Source organism: Diaphorobacter nitroreducens (assembly GCF_002214645.1).
GTDB classification, from domain to species: Bacteria; Pseudomonadota; Gammaproteobacteria; order Burkholderiales; family Burkholderiaceae_C; genus Diaphorobacter; species Diaphorobacter nitroreducens.
Genome location: NZ_CP016278.1, coordinates 2,286,986 through 2,312,796 on the forward strand (window position 1 = coordinate 2,286,986; position 25,811 = coordinate 2,312,796).

The following is a 25,811-nucleotide window of genomic DNA, read 5'->3' on the forward strand; positions in this document are numbered from 1 at the left end:
CAGTTTTGAATCATTTGAGCCGCTAGCGCCCGTCCATCGGGCGTTAGCAGCTCTCATTTCAATAGCAAACAGGTATTCCCGAAGGAACACCCCCGGCTTACTGCTGCTGTTGCTCGGAAGCACCGCCATCACGGCGCTCACGACGCTCGCCCCGCTCCGCAGGGGCGGGACGGCCGCTGTCGCCGGCGGGGCGGTCAGCCAGCGCCTTCATGGACAGCTTGACGCGGCCCTTGTCGTCGGTCTCCAGCACCTTGACCTTCACGATCTGACCTTCCTGCAGGTAGTCGCCCACCTTTTCCACACGCTCGTGGGCGATCTGGCTGATGTGCAGCAGGCCGTCCTTGCCGGGCAGCAGGTTGATCAACGCGCCGAAGTCCAGGATCTTGGTGACAGGGCCTTCGTAGATCTTGCCCACTTCAACCTCAGCCGTGATCTCTTCGATGCGGCGCTTGGCTTCATCAGCCTTGGCAGCCTCGGTGGCTGCGATGGTGATGGTGCCGTCTTCCTCGATGTTGATCTGGCAGCCGGTCTCGTCCGTCAGGGCACGGATGGTGGCGCCGCCCTTGCCGATCACGTCGCGGATCTTCTCGGGGTTGATCTTCATCGTGTAGAGCTTGGGCGCGAAGGATGAGATCTCGGTCTTGGCTTCACCCATGGCTTCCTGCATCTTGCCCAGGATGTGCATACGTGCTTCCTTGGCCTGCGCCAGGGCGACCTGCATGATTTCCTTGGTGATGCCCTGGATCTTGATGTCCATCTGCAGGGCGGTGATGCCGTTGGTCGTACCAGCCACCTTGAAGTCCATGTCGCCCAGGTGGTCCTCATCGCCCAGGATGTCGGTCAGCACGGCGAAGCGGTTGTCTTCCTTGATCAGGCCCATGGCGATACCGGCCACGTGCGCCTTCATGGGCACGCCGGCATCCATCAGCGACAGGCAGCCGCCGCAGACCGATGCCATGGACGAGGAGCCATTGGATTCGGTGATCTCCGACACCACACGGATGGTGTAGGGGAACTCGTCCTTGCTCGGCAGGCAAGCCACCAGGGCGCGCTTGGCCAGGCGGCCGTGGCCGATTTCGCGGCGCTTGGTCGAGCCCATGCGGCCCACTTCACCCGTGGCGAAGGGAGGCATGTTGTAGTGGAAGATGAAACGGTCTTCGAACTCGCCGGCCAGTGCGTCGATGCGCTGCGCATCGCGCTCGGTGCCCAGCGTGGACACCACCAGCGCCTGGGTCTCGCCACGCGTGAACAGGGCGGAGCCGTGGGTGCGCGGCAGCACGGAGTTGCGGATCTCGATGGGGCGCACGGTGCGCGTGTCGCGGCCGTCGATGCGGGGCTCGCCGGCCAGGATCTGGCTGCGCACGATCTTGGCTTCGATGTCGAACAGCAGGGCCTCGACCTTCACGGCGTCGAACTCCACGCCCTCGCCCTTCAGCGATTCCAGCACCGAGGCCGATGCCTCGCGCAAGGCCTGGGTGCGGGCCTGCTTGCTGCGGATCTGGTAAGCCGCGCGCAGCTTGTCCTCTGCCAGGGCCGTGACCTTGGCAATGAAAGTCTCGTCCTTGGCAGGCGGCTGCCAGTCCCACACGGGCTTGCCAGCGTCGCGCACCAGCTCATGGATGGCGTTGATCGCCACCTTGCCCTGCTCGTGGCCGAACACCACGGCGCCCAGCATGATCTCTTCGGACAGCTGCTGCGCTTCGGACTCCACCATCAGCACAGCGGCCTCGGTGCCCGCCACCACCAGGTCCAACTGCGAGCTCTTGCGCGCAGTCTGCCCGGGGTTCAGCACGTATTCGCCATTGACGTAGCCCACGCGTGCGGCGCCGATGGGGCCATTGAACGGAATACCGGAAACGGACAGCGCTGCGCTCACGGCGATCATGGCGGCGATGTCAGCGTCCACTTCGGGGTTGAGCGAGATGGTGTGGATGACCACATGCACCTCGTTGTAGAAGCCCTCGGGGAACAGCGGGCGGATCGGTCGATCGATCAGGCGGCTGGTCAGCGTCTCCAACTCGCTGGGCTTGGCCTCGCGCTTGAAGAAGCTGCCGGGGATCTTGCCGGCGGCGTAGGTCTTCTCGATGTAGTCCACCGTCAGCGGGAAGAAGTCCTGGCCAGGCTTGGCCTGCTTGGACCCCACCACGGTAGCGAGCACTACGGTGTCGTCAATGTTCACCAGCACGGCGCCTGAGGCCTGGCGGGCGATCTCACCCGTTTCCATGACAACGGTCTTGTCACCCCACTGGAACGACTTGGTGACCTTGTTAAAAATGCTCATAATGACTCCTTGCTCTCAAAATAATAGCTGGCAACGCTGTACCAGCAAGGCTTGGAGCGCAATTCAGAACACGATGCCATTCCAGCGACCCTGCCCTGCCCATCGGAAGGCAAGGCCCCTGGAATGACACAGCTTCGCTCTGCAGTTGCGTCTCCGAAGTAAAAAACGCCTGAGCTAGACAGAGCTAACCCAGGCGTCTCGGCATGCCGGCGCGCTTACTTGCGCAGGCCCAGCTTGGCGATCAGTGCCGTATAACGGTCGGCGTCCTTGGCCTTGAGGTAGTCCAGCAGCTTGCGACGACGGCTCACCATGCGCAGCAGACCACGGCGGCCATGATGGTCCTTGGCATGCTGCTTGAAGTGAGGAGTCAACTCGTTGATGCGGGCGGTGAGCAATGCCACCTGGACTTCCGGGCTGCCCGTATCGTTGGCGGAACGGGCATTGGCCTTGACGACTTCGGCCTTGACGGATGATGCGATCATGTTTTTCCTTGATAGAAGAGCCCAAGCAGGCAGTCGCATTGCTGCACCAACTGCCTATGGCTCTGGTTGTACTTGCGCCGCGACTGGAAGGGGTCGACAGCGTGCGTCTTGCACCATGCAAAACCTTGCGATTATACCGCTGCGCTTTTCCCCACTTCTTCGCCGCCGTCCAACCCCTGTGCAACGGGCTTTCGGGCATGATGCAAACCGTACTGCAAAACGTTGCAACGCCCTTTTTGAAAGACCACTATGCGCTTCATGGATACGTTTGTCCGCCGGTCTCTTTCCCTGCCAGTGGGTGTCGGCGTGGCCGCGCTCTTGTTGTCATTTGCGTCACTTCACAGCCATGCCGCAGCCACACCCGAGAAGGCAGCCAGCGCTTCGAAGAGGTCCAAAGCCATCCGGATCAAGAACACGCAGAACCATTCCGGCGAAAGCCAGGCAGAGCGCGACCGGCGCCTCTACCGGGAGTGCAAGGGCATGCCCAACGCAGGCGCCTGCCTGGGCTACACACGCAAGTGAGCAACATCGAGCGATTTCGCAAAACCGGGCGAAAACTCCGCTACAATCACGCCATCGTCACAATGCGCTGATCGACTGATTAATTAGCCAGTGACGATTTTTGATATAGCTTGAAAACTTCGTGCTATAATTCAAAGCTTAGCGGCTGTAGCTCAGCTGGATAGAGTACTTGGCTACGAACCAAGGGGTCGTGGGTTCGATTCCTGCCAGCCGCACCAAACGGTAAGCCCTGGAACTGCAAGGTTCCAGGGCTTTTTCGTTTTTGGCATTTGCTCCCTTTCAGGCACGATAAGCATATGAGCAAGGCATTCACCAAGGAAACCGATACCGACGACGAACCGTCCCTCCCCCCGCAGGCGCCCGTGGGGCCCGGCAAGAACTACATCACACCCCAGGGATATGCGCGCCTTCGCCGCGAGTTGCTGGACCTTATCGATGACGAGCGCCCCAAGGTGGTGGAAATTGTCCATTGGGCTGCCAGCAACGGAGATCGCTCGGAGAACGGCGACTACCTGTACGGCAAAAAAAGGCTGCGCGAGATCGACAGGCGCATCCGTTTCCTGACGAAACGGCTGGAAATCGCGGATGTCGTGGACCCATCGGTACACGCGGGCAGTGACCAAGTCTTCTTCGGCGCCACGGTCACCTACGCCGAGGAGGACGGCGTGGAGCGCACGGTGACGATTCTGGGCATTGACGAAGCCGACAACAGCCTGCAGCAGATCAGCTGGATTTCTCCCGTGGCGCGCGCGCTGCTCAAAGCCCGGGAGGGAGACGAAGTGACCCTGCAGACTCCCGCCGGCCTACGTACCTTGGAAATCCTGCGTGTCGAATACCCCGTCGCGGCGCCTCGGTGACGAACCCAAGCCCTCAAGCGGGCTGGGGAAGCACGCGGAACGCTCGCAATACGGAATGCGTGCGGCGCAGATTGCGCAACACGGCCTCTACATGGTGTTGATCACGCACCGCTGCCACAAAACGCAGATCAGTGGTGTCCATCGCATCGTCCATGTCCACACGGACGATATCTGCCTCTGAGTTGGCAAATTCGGATGCGATGCGAGCCAGTACCCCCTTGCCATTGGTCACGGTCACGGTGATACCGGTCTCGAATTGGCGGGTAGGCTCATCGGACCAGTCGACGGCAATGAAGCGCTCGCCATCTTTGTGCTGCAGTTTCTTGGCTACCCCGCATTGCGCGTGATGGACCACCAGGCCCTCGCCGCGGCCCAGGTATCCCACGATGGGGTCACCCGGCACCGGGCGGCAACACGCTGCATATTGAACAGATGCATTCTCGCTGCCGTCGAGGGTGATGCTCCCTTGCGAGACTGTTTCATGGGAGCTGTAGCGCTCGCGGGTCAGCAGCAATGCATCAGGCCGCTGGCCGTCTTCCGATAGCAACACGACCAGGCGCTTGGCCACGATGCCGGCAATGCGCTTGCCCAGTCCCACATCGGTCATGAGTTCCGCGCGGCTGCGATTGCCCGTAAAGCGCAGCAGTTTTTCCCAAATGGGCGCTTGGGTCTGCACGTCAGGCAGTTGTTCGATGCCCTCGGCGCGCAGCGCCTGGGTCAGCAGTTTCTCGCCCAGGCCCGCCGACTCGTTCTGCGCCAGCGTCTTGAGATAGTGGCGAATCTTGGAACGCGCGCGCCCTGTGCGCACGAACCCCAGCCAAGCCGGGTTGGGCCGGGCGCCCTGTGTGGTAACGATTTCCACCACATCCCCGTTCTTGAGTTCGGTGCGCAGGGGCACCTGTTCGTTGTTGATGCGCGCCGCCGTGGTGCGGTCGCCCACGTCGCTGTGGATCGCATAGGCAAAGTCCACCGCCGTGGCCCCGCGGGGCAAGGCCATGATCTGGCTCTTGGGCGTGAAGACATAGACGGCATCTGGGAACAGGTCCACCTTGACGTGGTCCCAGAATTCGGCCGCGTCGCGCGTTTCATTCTGGATGTCGAGCAAAGACTGCAGCCATTTGGTGCCCAGGCGTTCTGCCACCGCGCCATCCGCATCTTTCGCCTTGTAGAGCCAGTGCGCCGCCACACCCGCTTCCGCCACGATGTGCATTTCCTCGGTGCGAACCTGAAACTCAATATTCAGGCCAGCAGGTCCCACCAGCGTCGTATGCAGCGACTGATAGCCATTGAGCTTGCCAATGGCGATATGGTCCTTGAACTTGCCGGGCACCGGTTTGTACATCTGGTGCAACACACCCAAGGCGGTATAGCAGTCCGTCACCGAATGCACGATGACACGGAAGCCATAGAGATCCGTCACCTGCGCAAAGCTCAGGTGCTTGGTGATCATCTTCTGGTAGATCGCAAAGAGTGTCTTCTCACGTCCCGCCAGCCGCACGTGCATGCCCAACCGCGCAAATGCGGCATCCACTTCCGTCTGCACCTTCTGCACGATGTCGCGGCGTCGGTTGCGCGACTTCGTGACCGCTTTGGACAGCGTGGCATAGCGCCATGGATGCAGGTGGCGAAAGGCGAGGTCCTGCAGTTCGCGGTAGGTCTGGTTCAGCCCCAATCGATGCGCGATGGGGGCATAGATCTCCAGCGTCTCCGACGAAATGCGGCCCCACTTGCTGCGCGGCATGTCGGAGAGCGTGCGCATATTGTGCGTGCGGTCCGCCAGCTTGATGAGGATGACGCGCACGTCGCGCGCCATGGCCAGCAGCATCTTGCGAAACGACTCGGCCTGGTTCTCCTCACGGGTATTGAACTGCAGCTTATCGAGTTTGGTGAGACCATCCACCAGTTCCGCAACAGGCGCACCAAACCGGTCGATGAGATCGGACTTGGTGATGCCGCAATCTTCCATGGCGTCGTGCAGCAAGGCTGCCATGAGGGCCTGGACATCCAGCTTCCAGCTCGCGCACAGCGCCGCCACGGCAATCGGGTGCGTGATGTAGGGCTCGCCACTGCTGCGCAACTGCCCCAAGTGCGCTTCATCGGCGTAACGGTACGCCTGGCGCACCTGCTCGACGCTGGTTTCGTCAAGGTAGTCGAGTTTTTCCAGCAGCGCAGCAAAGCTCGCCGCCGCGGCGTTGGCGGCCGCAGCAGAAGAACTGTCAACCGCCACAGGGACGGCCTGCGGATTGTCAACAGCTGCCTTGTTCAACACGACGTTCATGGCTTAAATGTAGCGCGCCCCGCCCGAGCGGCAAGCGCAGGCAAAAAAAAGCACCGCCACGCGGTGCTCTTTTACCGGGATCACCGGAGGCTGACGATCGCTCAGCCCGGAACCTTCTTGAGCATTTCCAGGCCGACCTTGCCAGCGGCGATTTCGCGCAGTGCCGTCACGGCTGGCTTGTTGCGGCTCTCGATCTTGGGGGCGTGGCCCTGGCTGAGCATGCGGGCACGGTAGGTGGCGGCGAGCACCAGTTGAAAACGGTTGGGAATCTGCTCGAGGCAGTCTTCCACGGTAATGCGGGCCATGGTGTTCTCCAGGGATCAGGGAATATTGAGCGACTCGAAGGTTTCGGCCCGGGCGCGGCGCTGGGCGGCGTACTTGAGACGCTGGGCATGAACGATGGTTTTCAGGTCGAAAAGCGCTCGCTCAAAGACCTCATTGATTATAACGAAGTCGAATTTGCTGGCCTGCGCCATTTCCTCTGCCGCGTTCTCCAGGCGCAGGTCGATCACGTCGGGCGCATCTTCGCCCCGGCGTTCCAGCCGGGCGCGCAACTCGTCCCAGCTGGGCGGCAGCACAAAGACCAGCACGGCGTTCGCGAAGGCCTGCTTGATCTGCAGCGCGCCCTGAAAGTCGATTTCCAACACCACGTCCGCCCCCTGGGCCACGCGCTCCTCGATCACCTTGCGGGAGGTTCCATAACGGCGTCCATGGACGTTCGCCCACTCGACGAAACCGTTAGCCGCCACCATCGCGTCGAACTCCTGCTCGGAAGCGAAGAAGTACTCGCGGCCGTGCTTTTCCTGCCCGCGCGGCGCGCGAGTCGTGTGCGACACGGAGGGCTGCACATGTGAGTCCAGCTCCAGCAGGGCCTTGACCAAGCTGGATTTACCCGCCCCGCTGGGGGCAGAGACTACAAACAAATTTCCGGGATAGTCCATATGGGGTGTGCGTGAGCCGCTATCAAAACAGGATTATCACTCGATGTTCTGCACTTGCTCGCGCATCTGCTCGATCAGCACCTTCATGTCCACGCTGATGCGCGTGAGGTCCATGGCAGCCGACTTGGAGCCCAGCGTGTTGGCTTCACGGTGCAGTTCCTGGATCAGAAAATCCAGCCGCTTGCCGACCTCGCCGCCTTTTTTGAGCAGGCGGGCAATCTCGTCCAGGTGCGACTGCAGCCGCGTGACTTCCTCCGCGACGTCGATGCGGATGGCAAAGGCCGTGGCCTCGGTCAGGGCGCGGTCCTGGGCCGCTTCGGGCACCACCGCGCCTTCGGCCAGCGACATGGCCTCCTTCCAGCGCTCCATGAAGCGCTGGCGCTGCTGCTCCACGAGCTGCGGAACCAGCGGCACCGCCTGGCGGGCCAGCTCGCGCAACTGCGCGATGCGCTCCTGCAGCATGGCGGCCAGGCGTTCGCCCTCGCGTTGGCGCGCGGCCACCAGGTCGTCCAGCGCCTGCTCGGCCGCGCGCGCTGCCGTTTCGCTCCAGTCCAGCGCAGGAGCACCGGCATTGGCGCACAAGCGCAGCGCGTCGGCCACCGACAGCGGCCTGGCGTCGGGCAGCCACGAACGCACCGCATCCTGCACCGCGCCTACCCGTTGCAAGATGCGCGGGGATGGCTCGGCGAGCGCGGCGGAGTCGTCGTTGTCCACGAAAGCGCGCACCTCGACCTTGCCGCGCTTGAGGCGCTGCGTGAGCAGGGCGCGCAGCGCCGGCTCCTGGGCGCGCAGTTCATCGGACAGGCGGAAAGACAGGTCCAGAAAGCGGCTGTTGACCGCACGTATTTCCAGGCCCAGGCGCCGTACGGGCCCGTCCTTGTCGTCCCCTGCAGTAGCCACGCCGCGCTGCACGCTGGCGTATCCGGTCATGCTGTAAACTGCCATTGGACTTTTCGGTGGTTGGTTGCTTGCGATCCAGCGATTATCCGGGTTCCCCACCCGCGCCCACGACTGCCTTCGCTTCCTATGTCAAAAATCAAGCCGGCCCCCCTGCCCCCCGATACCGCCATTGGCGGCTACCGCGTGGTGCGACGGCTGTCCTCCGGTGGTTTTGGCGTGGTGTACCTCGCCATTGACGCCGAAGGCCAGCAAGTGGCCATCAAGGAATACCTCCCCGCTTCTCTGGCTACGCGTGCACCGGGCGAACTACTGCCCAAGGTGCCGCCCGAGAAGCTCTCGCTCTACCGCCTGGGCCTCAAGAGCTTCTTCGAGGAAGGCCGTGCGCTCGCGCAGATCTCGCACGCCTCCGTGGTGAGCGTGCTCAACTTCTTCCGCGAGAACGAGACCGTCTACATGGTGATGAACTACCTGGAGGGCGCGACCCTGCAGGACTTCATCATCACCGCACGCGACCTCAAGACACAGAAGGTGTTCCGCGAGTCCACCATCCGCTCACTGTTCGATGAGGTGCTGCGCGGCCTGCGCATCGTGCACCAGCACAAGATGCTGCACCTGGACATCAAGCCCGCCAACATCTTCATCACCGACGACAACCGCGCGGTGATGATCGACTTCGGCGCCGCGCGCGAGGTACTCTCCAAAGAGGGCAACTTCATCCGCCCGATGTACACCCCCGGCTTTGCTGCGCCCGAGATGTACCGCCGCGACTCGCAGATGGGCCCTTGGACGGACATCTACGCCGTTGGCGCCTGCATCTATGCGTGCATGCAGGGATTTCCGCCCAACGAGGCGCCGCAGCGCCAGGAGAAGGACCGCCTGTCGCTGGCGCTGAACAAGCTGCGCGGCGTGTATTCGGACAACCTGATCGAGGTGGTCGAATGGTGCATGGCGCTCGATCCGCTGTCGCGCCCGCAATCGGTGTTCGCGCTGCAAAAGGAGCTGAGCCGCGAGGGCGAACGCCGCTATACCAAGCTGTCGGTGGCCGAGAAGATGCGCATGCAGCTCGACACCCTGGTGTCGGACACCAAGAAAAACGTGCAAAAGGTGGGCGAAGCCACCGGTCTGGGAGCGCGGCCTAAATGAAGTTCTCTGTCTTTCAGATCAGCCGCCGCGGCGGGCGCGAGAAGAACGAAGACCGCATGGGGTACTGCTACACGCGCGAGTCGGTGCTGTTCGTGCTGGCTGACGGCATGGGCGGCCACCCGGAGGGCGAGGTCGCCGCGCAGATCGCCATCCAGACGGTCTCCGCGATGTTCCAGCGCCAAGCCAAGCCCACGCTGAAGGATGTGCAGGAGTTCCTCTCCACCGCACTGCTGGGCGCGCACCATCAGATCCTGCGCTATGGCACCACCAAGGACATGCTCGACACGCCGCGCACCACGCTGGTGATCGCCGTGGTGCAAGACGGGCGCGCCAGCTGGATCCACTGCGGCGATTCGCGCCTGTACCTCGTGCGCGGGGGCGAGCTGCTCATGCGCACGCGTGACCACTCCTACCTGGAGTTGCGCAACGCCGCCATCGCCGGGCTGGAGCGCGTGAACCGCAACGTGCTGTTCACCTGCCTGGGCTCTCCCACGAAGCCGCTGTACGACGTGGCCGGCCCCGTGCTGCTGGAGCAGGGTGACCGCATCCTGCTGTGCTCCGACGGCCTGTGGGGCGCACTGGACGACGAGACCATCGCACGCCAGCTGGGCCGCCAGACCGTCTCCAACGCCGTGCCCGACCTGGTCGAGGACGCCCTGCGCAAGGCCGGGGACGGCAGCGACAACGTGACCGTGGTGGCCATGGAGTGGGAAACCCCCGACACATTCGAGTCCACCCAGGGCATTTCCACCGACAGCATCAGTGACGACGTGTTCGCCTCCACCATCCAGGCCGGCCCGCTGGAGAGCTTTGCGGACGACCTGGACGACGAGACCATCGAACGCTCGATCGCCGAAATCAACGAAGCCATCCGGCGCTCTGCCGCGCGCAAGCTGTAGGCTGCGGCCCGGGCGCACCGCCTCCTCCGCTCTCCGCCAGGAGCGCGGGGAGCCCCTTCTTTGACCTGGACCTGCCATGAACACCACCCCCTTTGCCCGCAGCGGCGGCCGCGCCCTGGACCAGCTGCGCTCCATCCGCATCACGCGCCACTACACCATGCATGCCGAGGGCGCGGTACTCATCGAGTTCGGCAACACGCGCGTGCTGTGCACCGCGTCGGTCGAGGAAAAGGTGCCGCCGCACAAGCGCGGCAGCGGCGAAGGCTGGGTGACGGCCGAGTACGGCATGCTGCCCCGCTCCACCCACACCCGCAGCGACCGCGAGGCCGCGCGCGGCAAGCAAAGCGGACGCACGCAGGAGATCCAGCGCCTCATCGGCCGCAGCCTGCGGGCAGTCTTTGATCTCAAAGCCTTGGGTGAGCGCACGATCCAGATCGACTGCGACGTGATCCAGGCCGACGGCGGCACACGCACCGCCGCGATCACGGGCGCCTGGGTGGCGGCGCAGGACGCGGTCAACACCCTGCTGGCTGCGGGCAAGATCAGCGCATCGCCGCTCACCGGTGCGGTGGCCGCCGTGTCCGTGGGCATCGTGCAGGGCCAACCGCTGCTGGACTTGGAATATGTGGAGGACGTGGCCTGCGACACCGACATGAACGTGGTGATGACCGGCACCGGCCACTATGTGGAGGTACAAGGCACGGCCGAGGGCGCGACCTTCTCGCGCCAGGAAATGGACCAACTGCTGGCGCTGGCCGAGAAGGGCATCGCCGAGCTGGTCGCCCTGCAACGGCAGTCGCTACGCAATTGATAGCTGTTTGCGCTTGACTGATATGCGCTAAAGACCTTTTTGACCATGAAACTCGTACTCGCCTCCAACAACCGCGGCAAGCTCGCCGAACTGCAGGCCATGCTGGCCCCGCTGGGCGTGCAGCTCATTCCCCAGGCCCAACTGGGCGTGGGCGAGGCCGAGGAGCCGTTCCACACCTTCGTCGAGAACGCACTGGCCAAGGCCCGCTTTGCCAGCGCCCACACCGGCCTGCCCGCGCTGGCGGACGACGCCGGCCTGTGCGTGCAGGCCTTTGGCGGTCAGCCCGGCGTGCAGACGGCCTACTACGCCACGCAGTTCGGCTACGACAAGGGCGACGCCAACAACGTGCGCGCGCTGCTGGAGCAGATGCAGGGCATCGACGACCGCCGCGCCGCGATGGTCAGCACGCTGGTGGCCGTGCGCAGCCCGCAGGACCCCGAGCCACTGATCGCCGTGGGCCGCGTGGCCGGCGAGATTGCACGCGCGCCGCGCGGCACGGGCGGCTTCGGCTTTGACCCGGTGATGGTGCTGCCCGCCTTCGGCAAGACCTTTGCCGAGCTGCCGACCGAGGTGAAGAACGCCCACAGCCACCGCGGCCGCTCGTCGCGCCAGATGCTGGAGCTGATGCGCGAGCATTGGTTTGCCGGAACCTCAGAAAGGTGAGCGGTTAGCGCTTTCCAGATAAGGGTTTCAATGTCTTTTGATACTGAAACGGTTGTCAGGAAAGCGCCAGCAGCTATGGTTTTTAGACTCGTATGACCATCCCCATCCTCCCCGCCGCGCAGTCCGGCGCGCCGCTGCGCGACGTGCAGCACTACATGCGCCCCGGCCTGCTGCAACTGTCCAGCCTGCCGCCGCTGTCGCTGTACGTGCACCTGCCGTGGTGCCTGCGCAAATGCCCGTACTGCGACTTCAACTCGCACGAGGCGCGCGGCGGCATGGGCGGCGATGGCGGCGTGCCCGAAGCGCGCTACATCGACGCCCTGCTGGCCGACCTGGAGGCCGCCCTGCCGCTGATCTGGGGCCGCACGGTGCACAGCATCTTCATCGGCGGCGGAACGCCCAGCCTGTTTGCACCCGAGTCCATCGACCGGCTGCTGGGCGACATCCGCGCGCGCCTGCGGTTGGACGCGGGGTGCGAGATCACGCTGGAGGCCAACCCCGGCACGTTCGAGAAGGAGCGCTTTCGCGCTTACCGCGGCGCGGGGGTCACGCGGCTGTCCATCGGCGTGCAGAGCTTCAACGACCGGCACCTGCAGGCGCTGGGCCGCGTGCACAACCGCGCACAGGCGCTGGCCGCGGTGGAAGAGGCCGCACAGGCCTTCGACACCTTCAACCTCGACATCATGTACGCCCTGCCCGGCCAGACGCCGGCTGAGCTGGACGAGGACATGCGCACCGCGCTCGCGCTGCAGCCGCCGCACATCTCCATCTACCACCTGACCATCGAGCCCAACACCTACTTCGCCAAGTACCCCCCACCGCTGCCCGAGGACGATGCCGCCTATGCCATGCTCGACCGCATCACCGAACTGACGGGCGCGGCAGGCCTTGCACGCTACGAGGTATCGGCCTATGCACGCGAGGGCCACCAATGCGTGCACAACCGCAACTATTGGCAGTTTGGCGACTATCTGGGCATTGGCGCGGGCGCGCACAGCAAGCTCAGCTTTGCGCACCGGGTGGTGCGCCAGGTGCGCCTGCGCGATCCGCAGCTCTACATGGCCGGAGCACTCGCAGGGCGCGCCATCGCGCAAGACGACGACGTGCGCCGCGCGGACCTGCCGTTCGAGTTCATGCTCAATGCGCTAAGGCTGCAGGAGGGTTTTGCGCTGCAGGACTTCACCGCCCGTACGGGCTTGGCGATCACGGCCATAGCCGCTGGCCTGCAGCAGGCCGAGGCGCAGGGCCTGATCACGCGCGACATGGAGCGCGTGCGTCCCACGCAGCGGGGCTTTGACTTTCTAAGCGACCTGCAGGCGCTCTTCCTGGCGGACTGAGCGGGCGCCGAAAGCACACCGACGAAGCGTGCCCGGTCACAGCCGCGCACACTTCATCAGCGCCACATTCCTGCGGCTGATCAGCCGCAGCGCACGGCAATGATCTTGCCGCTGGCGTCCACCTCCAGGTTGAGGCGTTGGCCATCGAACTCCTTGGTGATCATCTGGCCCGGGCGCAGTACGCGCGCCAAGCGCGCGCCGGAGCGCACGCGCGCGTCCTCCACCACCTTGGCCGTGGCATTCTTACCCACCGCCGCCTGCGCGCCCTGGGCGTTGCATTCACCGCCCACCGGGGCCGTGCTGGCGCCAATGGGCGCGGGCGCCGGGCTGCTGCCCGGTCCGATCGACGAACAACCTGCCATCATCAGCCCCACCACGGCCACGGCGCCGCCTGCCTTTAAGAAATAACGCATGCCTGTTGCCTCCTGCTCCGAAAAATGCAGCACCATACCGCAGCCGCGGTGCACGGGCCGTCACCATCGGTAACCCGGCGGCGACGCGGCTAATCCTCGCGGTGCTTTTGCACGCTCAAGCTGCCGTCGGCTTCCAGGAAGAGGTAGCGCATGTCCTTCCTGTCGCAGTCGGCCTCTCGCAACGCCCGCTCCACGTCGTTCTCCGATACGCGATGCCGCTTGCGCACCGTGTCAAAGACATGCCCATTGCGCCCCAGCAGGATCGCCTCGCCCTCCAGCAGTTTCTCGGCCATGCGAAAACGCGCCGTGAGTATCCCCACCAGGATGTTCAATCCGATCAGCACCAGGCAGACGATGAGACCGCCCCACAGCGACTGGTCCTTGCCCGTCATGGACGGACCCGCGGCCTCGCTGACCAGCATCACCACCAGCAGGTCGAACGGCGTGAATTGCCCGACGGTGCGCTTGCCGCTGACGCGCATGAGCGCCAGCAGCAGGCCGTAGACCATGGCGGCGCGCAGCACCAGCTCTGCGGCGGGTAAGTCCAGGTTGAACATAGCGGTCGCTCCGGTCAGTCAGGGTGCAGCCGCCCGTACCGCAGGCCGTACGGCGCACTTGAACACCTCATGCAATTGCCGCAGGGCCTCCGTCTTGCGGTGTTCCGATTCCGCGGCGGTGCAATCCGACGGCACCCACACCTTGTAGCCCAGCATGCGCGCATCGGTGGCCGTCAGCATCACGCACATGTCGGCGGCCAGGCCCACGATGATCAGCTGCTCGGTCTGCATCTTGTCCAGCAAATGCTGCAAGGGAGTCGAATGGAACGCCGAATGCTGTGGCTTGAGGATCACCAGATCCTGCGGCGCGGGCGCAAGCAGGCAGGCCATCTCGCCGCGCGCCCCCGGCAGCGCGCGGCAGGCCGTGAGAATGTCACGGAAGTCGCTGTGCCACGTGCCATAGTTGTCGTTGGCATAGATCGCCGTGACCCCGCGCCGCGCCAGGCGTGCCTTCAGCCGCGCAATGGCGTTCGCGGCGCGTACCGCTCCGGGCAGCAGGTCTGCCGCTGTAGGGAAATTCAGCGGATTGATCACATCCACCAACAGCAGCACGTGTTTGCTGCGCGGCAGCGGCGTGCGGCGCAATGCGGCGGGGCGCGCCACGCAGCCTCCTCAAAGCATCGCGTCGCGTTGCTGCTCCGCGCGCGACGCGCCAATGGCGGTCTCCACCTGTTTGACCTCTTCCGGCGGAGGCAGCACCGCCGGCATGCCCAGGCTTGCAATCCACAGCTCGCGGCACCAGCCCTTGGTGTGGTACAGGTGGTGGTCCTCGTCTTTCTCCACGCGCTCGTGGGCATCTTTCAGGGCGCGACCGACATCCCCGGTCGCCACCTCCGCCACCTTGCCCAGCAGCTCCCAGTTGGCGTGGTCCTTGGTCTCGGCATGCACCACGCATTCGCAGGCGACCAACTGGGCCTGCGCAGGATTGCCGGCCTGCCGGGCCAACTCGATCGCCTTGACCAGCGAATCGCCGATGTGCTTGACCACCAGGCGCGAAGGCACCACCTCGTCGGGGTCGATTCCCAGGTTTTCGCAGGTTGTGCGTACCACGTTTTGGTGCGATAGCGTCTCGTCGAGGTAGCCCTCCCATTCCTTCTTGAGGTCTTCATTGGTCGCGCAGTCGATCGCCGCACGGTACACCTGCTCACCACCCAGCTCGGTTTCCATCATCTGCAACAGCAGATCCTTGAGTTGGGCTTCGTCATAACGTGGCTTGGGCATGGGTCTTCTCCAGGTTGTGGGGTTGGAATGCAAGAGAAGCCCATGGTGTGAGGCGGACCGGTTCCGCGCCGTAGGCAACGGCCTATTTGCGCGTAATGCAATTTCCGAACAAAGCAGGCGCGCAGCCGACCGCTGTCACGTTGATCGCAGACGAAAAGACAAAACCCCGCTATCAACGCGATAGCGGGGTGTGACATTGGGGTCAGGTAGTGCTTGAAGGACTGGAGCCGACAGCAAGCCGGCGCGCCATGCGCGTGGCATTCACTGTCCGGCGCGAGAACGAGCTTTGAAAAGGTGGATGGTTTCGCCGCGTGCGAGCATATCAACCAACTGGGCGATTCGTCTGGCGCGCGTTTCTGCTTTCACGGCTGTCTGGATACGCCACAGTACCGCGTAACGATTGGCCGCATTGATCGTTGCAAAGAAGGCTTTGGCCTTTGGATCGATTTCCAACGCGGCCAACAGATCCTCGGGTACGGTAGACGTACGAGCGCTGTCGTAAGCCCGTGCCCAGCGCCCATCGGCCTTGGCCGCTTCGATCTGGGCGTAGCCAGGCGCCTGCATGCGGCCCGCCACTATGAGTGCCTCGACCTTGTCGATGTTGACTTTCGACCAGATGCTGCGCGCGCGCCGCGGCGTGAAACGCTGGAGGTAGTGCTGATCGTCGAGAGCTTTTTTCTGACCGTCGATCCAGCCCCAACAGAGTGCGATTTCCACCGCCTGGGGGTAGGAAACGCTGGGTTCTTGAGCGCCCTTTTTCGCGATCTTGAGCCAGAGGCCGCCCGAAGCGGCATGGTTCTTCCTCAACCATGCATCGAAACCCTTGGCGCTCTTGAACGAGGCCGGGGCAGATTCAAGTTGAATGCTGGATCTGGCGACAGTCATCGATCAGAGTGTGCCCCAAGAGCGCCGCTTGTCGTTATGGCCAGAGAAGCTGTGAGCTGCAGGCCGTGCCGCCGCACCCGTTGGCTGCCAGGTGGCGCAATCCCCTGGCGCAGTCCAACGCCCCTCCTCTCAGCGCCGACGCGGATACGCCCCGGACAGCGGAGCATGCGTCTTCATCAGTTCAACCATCCAATCCATGAACACCCGCAGCCGAGCGCCCACATGACGGTTGGGAGGAAACGCGATATACAGCGGCATCGGCGCAATGGACCAGTCCTCAAACAGCGGCGCCAGTTCACCCCGCGCCAGATGAGGCGCTGCCATGTACTGAGGCAACCAGAGCGCTCCCAGACCGGCAACGCCTGCCGCCAGGTAGGCATTGCCATCGTCGGTGGCAATCGCGTAACGGCCCATCACGCGCACTTGTTCGTCACCGCGGTGCAATACGCAGGATAAGACGCGTCCGGTGCTTGATCCCAGAAAACCCACGATGTGGTGCGGTGCGGCCTCCAGGTTCTTGGGGTGCAAGGGCATTCCGGCATTCGCCAAGTATGTAGGTGCCGCATACAGCCCCATGGAAAGATCGCCTACATGCCTTGCCACAAGCGAGGCGTCGCCCGGCTCACCTCCCCGCACCACGCAATCGACGTTTTCATCGATCAGATCGACCACTCGGTCACTTACACCCATGTGCAGCTGGATGTCCGGATAGCGCGCATGGAATGCAGCAAAAGCCGGAACAAGGACCATGCGTGCCAGAGGGCTGGGCACGTCCACCCGCAGGCGGCCTTGAGGCGCGCTTGAGGCACTGGTCAGACTGGTCTCCGCATCATCCAGGTCACCCAACAGACGCACGACACGCTCGTAATAGGCGGCACCTTCGGCTGTCACGTTCACTTTGCGGGTGGTGCGGTTCAAAAGCCTGACCCGTAAACGCGCTTCCAACTGCTGCACAAGCTGAGTTACCGTAGTTTTGCTCATGTGCAGCGTTTGAGCGGCCTGGGTAAAGCTGCGTGTCTCTACCACGCGAGCAAAGGCCACCATAGCGTCGAAACGATCCATAGAGGTCAGGAGATTGTCCAGATTCTGCAAACAGTCTTGATGATACTTTCCTGTTTATCCAAACAGATACAGTGCCTACAGTGGGTTCTTTTATCCAATGAAAGATGTCCCATGCCTCCACGCGACGTTGTCTTCCCGCCAGGCCGCCAAGCTCTTTACGAGAAGAACCGCTACTCACCAGCGATCCGGTCCAACGGCTTTCTATTCGTCTCGGGCCAAGTGGGCAGCCGTGCAGATGGCACGCCAGAGCCCGATCTGGCATCTCAAGTCCGCCTCGCCTTCACTCACCTGAACGCTGTGCTGGAGGCAGCCGGGTGCAGCTTTGACGACGTAGTCGACGTGACGGTGTTCGTAGTGGATCCCGAGAAGAATTTCGAGCGCATTTGGCAGATCGTGCCGGACTATTGGGGCAATGCCCCCTATCCCACGCTGACCGGTATCGGCGTAACCTGGCTTTACGGCTTCCAGTTCGAAATCAAGGTAATCGCGAAGCTTCCAAGCTAAACACTGAGTCCTTGGGGAAAGGCTTTGCCCTTGGAGTCTTTGCGATCCAGGCCAGAGAGTCGGTCGTCGCGGTACTTGGCGATCAGTTCCGGTGTCAGCGCAGCCAGCGAATACTCGCCGGCATCGAGCTTCGGGGAAAAGTCCAGCGACTAGAGGTCGATCGACAGCGATGGGTGAACTGACGGCCAGCCACTCAAAACCATTGACTGATGGCTACATGAACCCCCAAAGAAAAAATCCCGCTACCAGATTGATAGCAGGATTTTTTTATCTACTTGGTAGGGCGTGTTGGACTTGAACCAACGACCAAAGGATTATGAGTCCTCTGCTCTAACCAACTGAGCTAACGCCCCAGGGTGCACTGCCCTGCCTCGTAGGCGGCGCAGCGGCGCGTATTGTAGGGGCTACTTCCGGTGGCTCAGGGCGTTGGAGACCAGCTTGGAGGTGATGTCCACGATCTGGATCATGCGGTCATAGGGCATGCGCGTGGGGCCGATCACGCCCAGGGTGCCCACCACCTGACCGTCGACCTCATAGGGTGCACTCACCACGGACAGCTCTTCAAATGGCACCACCTGGCTCTCTCCGCCAATGAAGATGCGCACCCCTTCTGCCCGGCTGGAAATGTCCAGCAGGCGCAGGATCTGCGTCTTTTGCTCGAACAGGTCGAACGCACGGCGCAAGTGGCTCATGTCGCTGGAAAAATCGCTCACGGACAGCAGGTTGCGCTCGCCCGAGAACACCACCTCGTCCTGCGACCCGGACATGGCCTCCGAGCCCACGCTCACCGCGGCCTGCATCAGCGCCGCGATTTCTCCGCGCAGCTTGTCCACCTCCAGCTTCAGGCGCTCGCGCACCTGCTCCATGGTGAGGCCCGCGTAGTTGGCGTTGAGGAAGTTGGCGGCCTCCACCAGTTGCGACTGGGAGTAATCGACCTCGGTAAAGATCACGCGGTTCTGCACATCACCGTCGGGCGAGACGATGATCACCAAAAAGCGCTTCTCGGACAGCCGCAGGAATTCGATGTGGCGAAACACCGAGGCGCGCCGCGGCGCCATCACCACCCCCACGAACTGCGACAGGCTCGACAACAGGTGGGCGGCGTTGGCGATCACCTTCTGCGGCTGCTCGGGCATGAGCTGGACTGTCGGCAACTGCTCCTGCTGCACGGTGAGCATGGTGTCGACGAACAGGCGATAGCCCTTGGCGGTGGGCACGCGGCCCGCGGAGGTGTGGGGGCTGGCAATAAGCCCCAGGTCCTCCAGGTCTGCCATCACATTGCGTATGGTGGCGGGCGACAATTCAAGCCCTGATGCCCGCGACAAGGTTCTGGAGCCGACTGGCTGCCCCTCGGCTATGTAGCGTTCCACCAAGGCCTTGAGTAACAACTTGGAGCGGTCATCAAGCATTGAATCATTTTAATGATGTAATTTCTGCATGAAGCCCATCTTCCGCCGCGTTGCAGTCATAGGCAAATACCCGGGGCCTGGCGCCGTTTCAGCGTCCGACAGCGCACGGCAGATCATTGAGAGCATTGCCCAGTTCGTCACCCAGCAGGACTGCGAGTTGACGCTGGAGGCCGAAACCGCCGCCCACACGGGCCTCACGCAATACCACACGCTGGATGTGGAGGGGATCGGCCGGCAATGCGACCTGTGCCTGGTCGTAGGCGGCGACGGCACCATGCTGGGCGTGGGCCGGCGGCTGGCCGGCTACGGCACGCCGCTGGTGGGCATCAACCAGGGGCGGCTGGGCTTCATTACCGACATTCCGCTGGAGGGCTACCAGGACGCGCTCACGCCCATCCTGCACGGAGACTACGAAGAAGACGTGCGCCCGTTGATGCAGGCTTGCGTGATGCGCGGTGGCGAGTGCGTGTTCGAGGCGCTGGCCCTCAACGACGTCGTGGTCAACCGCGGCTCCACCTCCGGCATGGTGGAGCTGCGCGTGGAGGTGGACGGCGTATTCGTTTCCAACCAGCGCGCCGACGGCCTGATCGTCGCGTCGCCCACCGGCTCCACGGCGTATGCCCTGTCTGCGGGCGGCCCGATGCTGCACCCATCGATCCCCGGCTGGGTGCTGGTGCCGATCGCGCCGCACACCCTGTCCAACCGGCCGATCGTGCTTTCCGACGCGACTGAAGTGGCCATTGAGGTGGCGGGCGGGCGCGACATCAGCGCCAACTTCGACATGCAGTCGCTCGCATCGCTGCAACATGGCGACCGCATACTGGTGCGCCGTTCCGCGCACCGGGTGTGCTTTCTGCACCCGCGCGGCTGGAGTTACTTTGCCACCTTGCGCAAGAAGCTAGGCTGGTACGAGGGAGGTTCCTGACCATGGCCCTGAGGCGGATCGCCCTGAGCGATTTCGTGATCGTGCGATCGCTCGAGCTGGACCTGCATGCCGGCTTCACCGTGCTCACCGGTGAAACCGGAGCCGGCAAGTCGATCCTGATCGACGCGTTGCAACTGGTGCTGGGCGCGCGTGCCGACTCCGGTGTGATCCGCGAAGGCGCGCAGCGCACCGACGTCTGCGCCGAATTCGACGGTGGCACCATCGCGCTGGCAGCCTGGCTGGACGAGGCGGGCTTTCCGCGCGACGACACGCTGCTGCTGCGCCGCACCGTCGATGTGCAGGGCAAGAGCCGCGCCTGGATCAACGGCATCCCCGCCACGGCAGCGCAGATGCGTGCCGTGGGCGAGCATCTGCTGGACATTCATGGGCAGCACGCCTGGCAGAGCCTGACGCGGCCCGACGCCGTGCGCGGCCTGCTGGACGCCTATGCCGGCGCGCAGGTGCAACCCTTGGCCGCGCTGTGGACGAGTTGGCGCGACGCGCAGCAGGCGCTGACCCACGCCCGCGCTGCCCAGGACACGCTGCAACAGGAACGCGAGCGCCTGCAGTGGCAGATCGGCGAAGTGGACAAGCTGGCGCCGCGGGATGGCGAATGGGAGGAACTCAATGCCGAGCATGCGCGACTATCCAACGCCCAGTCGCTGCTGGACAACGCCCAGGCCGCCCTGAGTGTGCTGGAGGACGAAGACGCAGGCGGCGCGCTGCGGGCCCTGGCGCAGGCACAGCACCTGCTGCAGGACTACGAGCATGTGGACCCGTCGTTTCGCACCATGAATGAGGTGCTGACCTCCTGCATCGCCCAGGCGGGCGATGTGGCGCACTCTCTGCAAAGCTACCTGCGCCACGCCGAGCCCGACCCGGATCGGCTGCAGCAGCTGGACGCCCGTGTATCGCAGTGGATGCAGCTCGCGCGCCGCTACAAGCGCACCCCACCCGAACTACCCGCGCTGCTGCAAGACTGGAAGGACACGCTGCACCGTTTGGACAGCGCCACTGACCTGGCCGCATTGCAGGCTGCCGAGCAAACCCATGGCGCCGCTTACCAGAAGGCCGCACGCGCCCTGTCGCAAAAGCGCGCCAAGGCTGCGCCGCTACTGGCGCAGGCCATCACCCGCGCCATGCAGGGCCTGGGCATGGCGGGCGGGCGCTTCGAGGTGCAACTGGACAAGGCCGAGCCTGGGCCGCACGGCATCGACCAGGTGGCTTTCCTGGTCAGCAGCCACCCGGGCATGACGCCGCGGCCCATCGGCAAGGTGGCGTCGGGGGGCGAGCTGTCGCGCATGGCGCTGGCGATCTCGGTCACCACCAGCGAGCTGGGCGAGGCGCCCACGCTGATCTTTGACGAGGTGGACTCGGGCGTGGGCGGCGCCGTGGCGGAGACCGTGGGCCGTCTGATGCAGCAGCTCGGGACGGCCCGGCAGGTACTGGCCGTCACCCACCTGCCCCAGGTGGCCGCGTGCGCGGACCATCACCTTGTGGTGGCCAAACACAAGCACGCCGAGGGCACCACCAGCAGCGTGGCCGCCGCCAACGAGGAGGCGCGCGTGGCCGAGATTGCGCGCATGCTGGGCGGCGAGCGTCTGTCCCCTACCACCCTGGCGCATGCACGCGAGATGCTGCAGGGCGCCGCCAAACCCACACCCTGAGCCATGGATCTGGAAGTCGTCGTCATCACCGGTATGTCCGGCTCGGGCAAGTCCGTCGCGCTGCATGCGCTCGAAGACGCGGGCTACTACTGCGTGGACAACCTGCCGCCGGAACTTTTGACCTCCTTCGTGGAGCTGGAGCATGCGCACCACGGCCACCGCGTTGCCGTGGCCATGGACGTGCGCAGCGCCACCGCACTGCCCCTGGTGCCGCAGCAGTTGGCCGGCCTGCGTGCGCAGGGCGTGCAGGTGCGCCAACTGTTCCTGGACGCCACCAACGACGTGCTGGTGCGGCGTTTTTCAGAAACCCGGCGCCGCCACCCTCTGTCCCAGGCCGAGATGCGCGAAGGTCCGCGCCCGCTTTTGCACACCATGCGGTTGGAGCGCGAGCTACTGGCCCCGCTGCGCGAGCAGGCACACGTTATCGACACCAGCACCCTGCGGTCCGCGCAATTGCTGAGCTATGTGAAGGACCTGCTGTCGGTGCCGCCGAGTCGGCTGACCCTGGTGTTCCAGTCGTTTGCGTTCAAGCGCGGCATCTCCATGGACGCCGACTATGTGTTCGACGTGCGCATGCTGCCCAATCCCCACTACGAGCCGCTCTTGCGCGCCCTCACGGGCAAGGACGCGCCGGTCATCGACTACCTGCGTCAGCAGCCCGAAGTAGCGCTGATGCTGGCGCACATTGGCGACTTCCTGGACCACTGGCTGGACGCGCTGGCCCACAACCACCGCAGCTACGTGACCGTGGCCATCGGTTGCACGGGAGGACAGCACCGCTCCGTCTACCTGGTGGAGCAGCTGGCGGCGCGCTTCGAGGGCCGCTGGAATACGCTGCGCCGCCACCGCGAGCTCGACGGCATCTAGCATGCACCGCTAGGTGACAGCTATTGTTTTAGTAGCTTCTAGCGCTTGCTATTGAACGACTTGCAATAGTTTTCTACCGGAAGTCGCCTATCTACGGGCGCTACCAGCTCTCATTTTTGACAGTCGTCCCCAAGGGAGGCGAGCAGCTTGCGCACGGGCGCGGGCAGCCCCAGCGCCGGCCATTGCGCCGGAGCGAACCACCCCGACTGCTGCTCAGCGCAATGCGCGTCCGGCCGCAGCGTTGCATCGCGCGCCAGCACCGGATGCAGGTGCAGGTCGCGGTGCGTCAGCACGTGGGTGAAGGCCGGCAGATCCCGCGCATCGCAGCTGGCGTGCAGCTGCAGCGCCTCGTCCAGCGCCGCGCGGCTGTCATAGACCGGCGGACAGTACAGCCCCGCCCAGATGCCGATGGGCGGACGCCGCTCCAGCCACAGCCGGCCCGCACCGTCCTGGCGCAGCAGCAGCCACCAGGCCTGCGCGCTGCGCTTGAGCTTGCGCGTGCGCACCGGGTAGTCCTGCGGGTTGCCGTCGCGGCGCGCCACGCAGGCCTCTTGCAAGGGGCACAGCAGGCAGTTGGGGTTGCGGGGCAGGCAGATGCCGGCACCCAGGTCCATCAGGCCCTGCGTGTAGCGCGGCATGGCATGGGACAGGTCCTGCCGTGGCAACAGCGCCTCGGCCTGCTGCCATAGCGCGCGCTCGTTCTTCGCCTCGGCCAGGTCGGCGCCGAACCCCAGCACCCGCGTGAGCACGCGCCGCACGTTGGCATCCAGGATCGGCGCCCGTGCGCCGAAGCAGAAAGCGGCTATCGCCCCTGCCGTGGAGCGGCCGATGCCCGGCAAGGCCGCCAGCTCATCCACCGTGCGGGGGAATTCCCCGCCGTGCTGGTGCACGACGATCTGGGCGCAGCGGTGCAGGTTGCGCGCGCGGCTGTAGTAACCCAGGCCGCTCCACAGCGCCAGTACCTCGTCTTGCGGCGCAGCAGCCAGTTGGCGCACGTCGGGAAAGCGCGCCAGAAAGCGCGCGTAGTACTCCAGCACCGTGGCCACCTGGGTCTGCTGCAGCATGATCTCCGACAGCCACACGCGGTATGCATCGCGCGTGTTCTGCCAAGGCAGGTGGTTGCGCCCATGCGCTGCCTGCCAGCGCACCACCTGGGTCGCCAGCTCTGCGGACGGACCGCTCATGACGCCGCGAGCGGCTGGGGTTCGGTAAGGGGTATGTCGATGTCCACGCCCTCAGGCGCTTGCGGCTGCCGCACGAGGTCGGAGGTCAGCTCGGTCAGCCGCTGCTCCAGTTCGGCGAGGTGCTGCTCGGCCTCTTCGATCTCGGCGATGCGGTCCACCAGCCCGTTGGCGGCCTGCTGGATGCGGTTCACCGCCTCGATGCGCCGCGAGAAGCTGCGCTTGCGCTCACGCAGCTGCGCGTCCAACTGCGCTGTGGCCGTCTTGCTCCACAGCTCCAGCTCGTTGGCCGCGGACTCGAACACGGTGCGCAGGCGCAGGCCCATGGCCCGCAACAAGCGCTGCGCGAACTCCGGCTGCGCCAGGCGCAGCGTGTTGCCCATGCCCACGTATTGCAGGTGCCGCTGCTCGATGGCCACGATCTCCTGCACATAGTTACCCAATTGGGGCGCCGCAGGTACTTGCAACGAGAAGCCGAACTCCGTGTTGAGCTGGCGGAAGGTGCCGCCCAGCATGGCCTGGATCTCGATGCCCGTGGACTGCGCGGCCTCCATGATGGTGCGCACCTTGGCGAAGGTGTCGCCATATACCTTGCGCACGCCCAGCTTGAGCCCTTTGGGCTGAAGCGCCTCGGTGAGCTCCACCAGTTGCGCCTTGAGCGAACGCGGCCCAAGCTGGTGGAACACCTCGCGCAGCATCTTCAGGTGAACTGCCCGCACGGCCTGGATCTTGGCCGTGCTGGCTTCAAACTCCTGCTGCTCCTGCTCGATGCGCCCGCGCATGGCGTCGATCACCGAGGCATTCTTGCCGCGCAGGCTGCGCAACTCCAGCATCTGATCATCCAGATCGCGCCGGCGGATGTTGATCACCCGCCGCGTCTCGGACTGCAGGCTTGCCACGCCGCTGGCCACCGTGGCCCGCAGGATGGCCTGGCGCCGGCCCATGATGCCCTCGGCCAGCGCTTCCTCCAGCAGCGGCAGCCCACTGGACTCCAGCAGGATGTCGTCACAGTTGATCTTGGCCACCAGGCCCTTCTGGGCCGACACGGGCACGACATGGCTGAGCGGCACGCCCAGCAATTCGGCCGATGTCTGGCGCTGGCGCTCCAGCTGCGCTTGCACTTGCGACGGGGAACTGAGCGTGTCCCACAGCGTGTCGATCTTGTTCAGCACCACCAGCCGCGCATCGGTCGCGTCTTCAGCCGTGCCCAGGTGGTCGCGCCAGATGGTCAGGTCCGAGCGCGTCACGCCCGTGTCCGCGCCCAGGATGAACACCACGGCGTGGGCCTGCGGGATGAGGTTGATGGTGAGCTCGGGCTCCGCGCCCACGGCGTTCAGGCCCGGCGTATCCAGAATCACGAGCCCCTGCTTGAGCAGCGGATGCGGAATGTTGATGACCGCGTGCCGCCACATCGGCACCTCGACCATGCCCGCAGCGTCCAGCACGGGGTTCTCGTCGGCGGCCTCATCGCTCCAGAAACCCAGCGCACGCGCCTCATCCACGGACACGCGGCGCACTTCCGATACTTTTTCAAGCGCCTGGGCGAGTTGGGCCGGGTCGTCCATGTCCAACGGCACCTTCACCCAGCGGTCTGCCTTCAGGCGCCACTCGGCCAGTCCCAGGGACTGCATGCGCGTGTCGATAGGCAGCAGGCGCAGGCTGGGGGCGGTGCCGTTTTCATAGCCCAGCTCGGTCGGACACATGGTGGTGCGCCCCGCACTGGCCGGCATGATGCGCCGGCCATAGCCGGCGAAGAAGATCGCATTGATGAGCTCGGACTTGCCGCGCGAAAACTCCGCCACAAAAGCGACGGTCACCTTGTCGCTGCGCACCTGCTCTTCCAGCCGCTGCAGACGCTCCTCCACAGCCGCGTCCATGAGGTCGTGCGAACCCATCCATTGCCCCAGGCGCTTGAGTTGCTGGGCGAAAGCACGCCTCCATGCGCCGTGCTGGTCAAACTGTTCGTTGAATGAAGGTCCCACTTTGCTCCCGGATATCAATGCAAG

At 64.4% G+C, this 25,811-nt stretch carries 26 protein-coding genes and 2 tRNA genes; 12 read left to right on the forward strand and 16 right to left on the reverse strand.

Annotation, left to right across the window (positions count from 1 at the left end; genetic code table 11):
• Positions 1 to 97: 97 nt before the first annotated feature.
• Both pnp and rpsO read right to left on the reverse strand, forming a co-directional pair.
• The gene (gene pnp, locus BA022_RS10695; RefSeq protein ID WP_088887489.1) at positions 98 to 2,281 is read right to left on the reverse strand and encodes a polyribonucleotide nucleotidyltransferase; all 2,184 of its coding nucleotides are present in this window, start codon (positions 2,279 to 2,281) and stop codon (positions 98 to 100) included.
• 215 nt (positions 2,282 to 2,496) lie between these two features.
• Entirely contained in the window at positions 2,497 to 2,763 is a 267-nt protein-coding gene (gene rpsO, locus BA022_RS10700; protein WP_011804393.1) for a 30S ribosomal protein S15, read from the reverse strand.
• A 249-nt stretch (positions 2,764 to 3,012) separates the two neighbouring features.
• Here rpsO and BA022_RS10705 point away from each other — a divergent pair, with 249 nt between their 5' ends.
• From BA022_RS10705 to greB, 3 genes are all read left to right on the forward strand, one after another.
• On the forward strand, positions 3,013 to 3,285 hold the full coding sequence (locus tag BA022_RS10705) for a hypothetical protein (RefSeq protein WP_088887490.1): 273 nt from the start codon (positions 3,013 to 3,015) through the stop codon (positions 3,283 to 3,285).
• 141 nt (positions 3,286 to 3,426) lie between these two features.
• A tRNA-Arg gene (locus tag BA022_RS10710) sits at positions 3,427 to 3,503 on the forward strand.
• A gap of 78 nt (positions 3,504 to 3,581) precedes the next feature.
• Entirely contained in the window at positions 3,582 to 4,142 is a 561-nt protein-coding gene (greB, locus tag BA022_RS10715; protein ID WP_088887491.1) for a transcription elongation factor GreB, read from the forward strand.
• Positions 4,143 to 4,155: 13 nt separating this feature from the next.
• Here the strand turns inward: greB and BA022_RS10720 are convergent, their stop codons facing one another.
• The 4 genes from BA022_RS10720 to BA022_RS10735 all read right to left on the reverse strand — a co-directional run bounded on the left by BA022_RS10720 (position 4,156) and on the right by BA022_RS10735 (position 8,291).
• Positions 4,156 to 6,420, reverse strand: a complete 2,265-nt coding sequence (locus tag BA022_RS10720; protein WP_047350016.1) for a RelA/SpoT family protein — start codon at positions 6,418 to 6,420, stop codon at positions 4,156 to 4,158.
• Positions 6,421 to 6,521: 101 nt separating this feature from the next.
• On the reverse strand, positions 6,522 to 6,725 hold the full coding sequence (rpoZ, locus tag BA022_RS10725) for a DNA-directed RNA polymerase subunit omega (RefSeq protein ID WP_011804389.1): 204 nt from the start codon (positions 6,723 to 6,725) through the stop codon (positions 6,522 to 6,524).
• Positions 6,726 to 6,740: 15 nt separating this feature from the next.
• Positions 6,741 to 7,361 (reverse strand): guanylate kinase, encoded by a 621-nt coding sequence (gene gmk, locus BA022_RS10730; protein ID WP_011804388.1) that lies wholly within the window; start codon positions 7,359 to 7,361, stop codon positions 6,741 to 6,743.
• A gap of 36 nt (positions 7,362 to 7,397) precedes the next feature.
• Positions 7,398 to 8,291, reverse strand: a complete 894-nt coding sequence (locus BA022_RS10735; RefSeq protein WP_041835906.1) for a YicC/YloC family endoribonuclease — start codon at positions 8,289 to 8,291, stop codon at positions 7,398 to 7,400.
• 96 nt (positions 8,292 to 8,387) lie between these two features.
• Between BA022_RS10735 and BA022_RS10740 the strand changes: the two genes are divergently transcribed.
• The 5 genes from BA022_RS10740 to hemW all read left to right on the forward strand — a co-directional run bounded on the left by BA022_RS10740 (position 8,388) and on the right by hemW (position 13,114).
• Entirely contained in the window at positions 8,388 to 9,404 is a 1,017-nt protein-coding gene (locus BA022_RS10740; protein ID WP_015912601.1) for a serine/threonine protein kinase, read from the forward strand.
• On the forward strand, positions 9,401 to 10,303 hold the full coding sequence (locus tag BA022_RS10745) for a PP2C family protein-serine/threonine phosphatase (RefSeq protein WP_011804365.1): 903 nt from the start codon (positions 9,401 to 9,403) through the stop codon (positions 10,301 to 10,303). Before BA022_RS10740 ends, BA022_RS10745 begins: the two co-directional genes overlap by 4 nt.
• A gap of 76 nt (positions 10,304 to 10,379) precedes the next feature.
• Positions 10,380 to 11,114: a ribonuclease PH gene (rph, locus tag BA022_RS10750; protein WP_088887492.1), complete on the forward strand. Its 735-nt coding sequence runs from the start codon at positions 10,380 to 10,382 to the stop codon at positions 11,112 to 11,114.
• A 45-nt stretch (positions 11,115 to 11,159) separates the two neighbouring features.
• Positions 11,160 to 11,777, forward strand: a complete 618-nt coding sequence (rdgB, locus tag BA022_RS10755) for an RdgB/HAM1 family non-canonical purine NTP pyrophosphatase (protein ID WP_088887493.1) — start codon at positions 11,160 to 11,162, stop codon at positions 11,775 to 11,777.
• Positions 11,778 to 11,869: 92 nt separating this feature from the next.
• Positions 11,870 to 13,114: a radical SAM family heme chaperone HemW gene (gene hemW / locus BA022_RS10760; protein ID WP_088887494.1), complete on the forward strand. Its 1,245-nt coding sequence runs from the start codon at positions 11,870 to 11,872 to the stop codon at positions 13,112 to 13,114.
• An 80-nt stretch (positions 13,115 to 13,194) separates the two neighbouring features.
• Here the strand turns inward: hemW and BA022_RS10765 are convergent, their stop codons facing one another.
• The 6 genes from BA022_RS10765 to BA022_RS10790 all read right to left on the reverse strand — a co-directional run bounded on the left by BA022_RS10765 (position 13,195) and on the right by BA022_RS10790 (position 17,252).
• Positions 13,195 to 13,527, reverse strand: a complete 333-nt coding sequence (locus tag BA022_RS10765; RefSeq protein ID WP_088888594.1) for an I78 family peptidase inhibitor — start codon at positions 13,525 to 13,527, stop codon at positions 13,195 to 13,197.
• Between the two features lie 89 nt (positions 13,528 to 13,616).
• Complete coding sequence (locus BA022_RS10770) at positions 13,617 to 14,084, reverse strand: DUF421 domain-containing protein (RefSeq protein WP_047350010.1); 468 nt, start codon at positions 14,082 to 14,084, stop codon at positions 13,617 to 13,619.
• 18 nt (positions 14,085 to 14,102) lie between these two features.
• Positions 14,103 to 14,687, reverse strand: a complete 585-nt coding sequence (locus BA022_RS10775; RefSeq protein ID WP_012655823.1) for a cysteine hydrolase family protein — start codon at positions 14,685 to 14,687, stop codon at positions 14,103 to 14,105.
• Between the two features lie 9 nt (positions 14,688 to 14,696).
• Positions 14,697 to 15,305: a hypothetical protein gene (locus BA022_RS10780; protein ID WP_047350008.1), complete on the reverse strand. Its 609-nt coding sequence runs from the start codon at positions 15,303 to 15,305 to the stop codon at positions 14,697 to 14,699.
• 261 nt (positions 15,306 to 15,566) lie between these two features.
• Positions 15,567 to 16,190: a YdeI/OmpD-associated family protein gene (locus tag BA022_RS10785; protein WP_088887495.1), complete on the reverse strand. Its 624-nt coding sequence runs from the start codon at positions 16,188 to 16,190 to the stop codon at positions 15,567 to 15,569.
• Positions 16,191 to 16,319: 129 nt separating this feature from the next.
• On the reverse strand, positions 16,320 to 17,252 hold the full coding sequence (locus BA022_RS10790) for a LysR family transcriptional regulator (RefSeq protein ID WP_088887496.1): 933 nt from the start codon (positions 17,250 to 17,252) through the stop codon (positions 16,320 to 16,322).
• A 111-nt stretch (positions 17,253 to 17,363) separates the two neighbouring features.
• On the opposite strand from BA022_RS10790, the gene BA022_RS10795 reads away from it, so the two are divergent.
• The gene (locus BA022_RS10795; RefSeq protein ID WP_088887497.1) at positions 17,364 to 17,756 is read left to right on the forward strand and encodes a Rid family hydrolase; all 393 of its coding nucleotides are present in this window, start codon (positions 17,364 to 17,366) and stop codon (positions 17,754 to 17,756) included.
• Positions 17,757 to 18,032: 276 nt separating this feature from the next.
• Here the strand turns inward: BA022_RS10795 and BA022_RS10800 are convergent.
• Together BA022_RS10800 and hrcA are read right to left on the reverse strand one after the other, a co-directional pair.
• Positions 18,033 to 18,109: transfer RNA gene (locus BA022_RS10800), tRNA-Ile, on the reverse strand.
• 51 nt (positions 18,110 to 18,160) lie between these two features.
• On the reverse strand, positions 18,161 to 19,165 hold the full coding sequence (gene hrcA / locus BA022_RS10805; RefSeq protein WP_088887498.1) for a heat-inducible transcriptional repressor HrcA: 1,005 nt from the start codon (positions 19,163 to 19,165) through the stop codon (positions 18,161 to 18,163).
• A 28-nt stretch (positions 19,166 to 19,193) separates the two neighbouring features.
• Between hrcA and BA022_RS10810 the strand changes: the two genes are divergently transcribed.
• Genes BA022_RS10810 through rapZ form a run of 3 tightly spaced genes read left to right on the forward strand, consistent with a single transcriptional unit; the run spans position 19,194 to position 22,624 of the window.
• Positions 19,194 to 20,090: an NAD kinase gene (locus BA022_RS10810; protein WP_012655803.1), complete on the forward strand. Its 897-nt coding sequence runs from the start codon at positions 19,194 to 19,196 to the stop codon at positions 20,088 to 20,090.
• Between the two features lie 2 nt (positions 20,091 to 20,092).
• On the forward strand, positions 20,093 to 21,757 hold the full coding sequence (gene recN, locus BA022_RS10815; protein ID WP_088887499.1) for a DNA repair protein RecN: 1,665 nt from the start codon (positions 20,093 to 20,095) through the stop codon (positions 21,755 to 21,757).
• A gap of 3 nt (positions 21,758 to 21,760) precedes the next feature.
• Positions 21,761 to 22,624 carry an RNase adapter RapZ gene (rapZ, locus tag BA022_RS10820; RefSeq protein ID WP_088887500.1) on the forward strand — a complete coding sequence of 288 codons (864 nt, stop codon included), beginning with the start codon at positions 21,761 to 21,763 and terminating at the stop codon, positions 22,622 to 22,624.
• A gap of 110 nt (positions 22,625 to 22,734) precedes the next feature.
• Here the strand turns inward: rapZ and mutY are convergent, their stop codons facing one another.
• Positions 22,735 to 23,808: an A/G-specific adenine glycosylase gene (gene mutY / locus BA022_RS10825; protein ID WP_088887501.1), complete on the reverse strand. Its 1,074-nt coding sequence runs from the start codon at positions 23,806 to 23,808 to the stop codon at positions 22,735 to 22,737.
• Positions 23,805 to 25,787 carry a dynamin family protein gene (locus BA022_RS10830; RefSeq protein WP_012655799.1) on the reverse strand — a complete coding sequence of 661 codons (1,983 nt, stop codon included), beginning with the start codon at positions 25,785 to 25,787 and terminating at the stop codon, positions 23,805 to 23,807. The genes mutY and BA022_RS10830 overlap by 4 nt, the downstream gene beginning before the upstream one ends.
• Positions 25,788 to 25,811: the final 24 nt, after the last annotated feature.

Bases quoted from the DNA above. Each gene is read 5' to 3' on its own strand.
- BA022_RS10705 (WP_088887490.1), top strand. From the start codon at position 3,013: ATGCGCTTCATGGATACGTTTGTCCGCCGGTCTCTTTCCCTGCCAGTG.
- recN (WP_088887499.1), top strand. From the start codon at position 20,093: ATGGCCCTGAGGCGGATCGCCCTGAGCGATTTCGTGATCGTGCGATCG.
- BA022_RS10785 (WP_088887495.1), bottom strand. From the start codon at position 16,190: ATGACTGTCGCCAGATCCAGCATTCAACTTGAATCTGCCCCGGCCTCG.
- BA022_RS10810 (WP_012655803.1), top strand. From the start codon at position 19,194: ATGAAGCCCATCTTCCGCCGCGTTGCAGTCATAGGCAAATACCCGGGG.
- BA022_RS10770 (WP_047350010.1), bottom strand. From the start codon at position 14,084: ATGTTCAACCTGGACTTACCCGCCGCAGAGCTGGTGCTGCGCGCCGCC.
- rpsO (WP_011804393.1), bottom strand. From the start codon at position 2,763: ATGATCGCATCATCCGTCAAGGCCGAAGTCGTCAAGGCCAATGCCCGT.
- rdgB (WP_088887493.1), top strand. From the start codon at position 11,160: ATGAAACTCGTACTCGCCTCCAACAACCGCGGCAAGCTCGCCGAACTG.
- hrcA (WP_088887498.1), bottom strand. From the start codon at position 19,165: ATGCTTGATGACCGCTCCAAGTTGTTACTCAAGGCCTTGGTGGAACGC.
- BA022_RS10745 (WP_011804365.1), top strand. From the start codon at position 9,401: ATGAAGTTCTCTGTCTTTCAGATCAGCCGCCGCGGCGGGCGCGAGAAG.
- BA022_RS10765 (WP_088888594.1), bottom strand. From the start codon at position 13,527: ATGCGTTATTTCTTAAAGGCAGGCGGCGCCGTGGCCGTGGTGGGGCTG.
- gmk (WP_011804388.1), bottom strand. From the start codon at position 7,361: ATGGACTATCCCGGAAATTTGTTTGTAGTCTCTGCCCCCAGCGGGGCG.
- pnp (WP_088887489.1), bottom strand. From the start codon at position 2,281: ATGAGCATTTTTAACAAGGTCACCAAGTCGTTCCAGTGGGGTGACAAG.
- BA022_RS10735 (WP_041835906.1), bottom strand. From the start codon at position 8,291: ATGACCGGATACGCCAGCGTGCAGCGCGGCGTGGCTACTGCAGGGGAC.
- BA022_RS10740 (WP_015912601.1), top strand. From the start codon at position 8,388: ATGTCAAAAATCAAGCCGGCCCCCCTGCCCCCCGATACCGCCATTGGC.
- BA022_RS10795 (WP_088887497.1), top strand. From the start codon at position 17,364: ATGCCTCCACGCGACGTTGTCTTCCCGCCAGGCCGCCAAGCTCTTTAC.
- rapZ (WP_088887500.1), top strand. From the start codon at position 21,761: ATGGATCTGGAAGTCGTCGTCATCACCGGTATGTCCGGCTCGGGCAAG.
- hemW (WP_088887494.1), top strand. From the start codon at position 11,870: ATGACCATCCCCATCCTCCCCGCCGCGCAGTCCGGCGCGCCGCTGCGC.
- rph (WP_088887492.1), top strand. From the start codon at position 10,380: ATGAACACCACCCCCTTTGCCCGCAGCGGCGGCCGCGCCCTGGACCAG.
- greB (WP_088887491.1), top strand. From the start codon at position 3,582: ATGAGCAAGGCATTCACCAAGGAAACCGATACCGACGACGAACCGTCC.
- BA022_RS10790 (WP_088887496.1), bottom strand. From the start codon at position 17,252: ATGGATCGTTTCGACGCTATGGTGGCCTTTGCTCGCGTGGTAGAGACA.
- BA022_RS10780 (WP_047350008.1), bottom strand. From the start codon at position 15,305: ATGCCCAAGCCACGTTATGACGAAGCCCAACTCAAGGATCTGCTGTTG.
- rpoZ (WP_011804389.1), bottom strand. From the start codon at position 6,725: ATGGCCCGCATTACCGTGGAAGACTGCCTCGAGCAGATTCCCAACCGT.
- mutY (WP_088887501.1), bottom strand. From the start codon at position 23,808: ATGAGCGGTCCGTCCGCAGAGCTGGCGACCCAGGTGGTGCGCTGGCAG.
- BA022_RS10720 (WP_047350016.1), bottom strand. From the start codon at position 6,420: ATGAACGTCGTGTTGAACAAGGCAGCTGTTGACAATCCGCAGGCCGTC.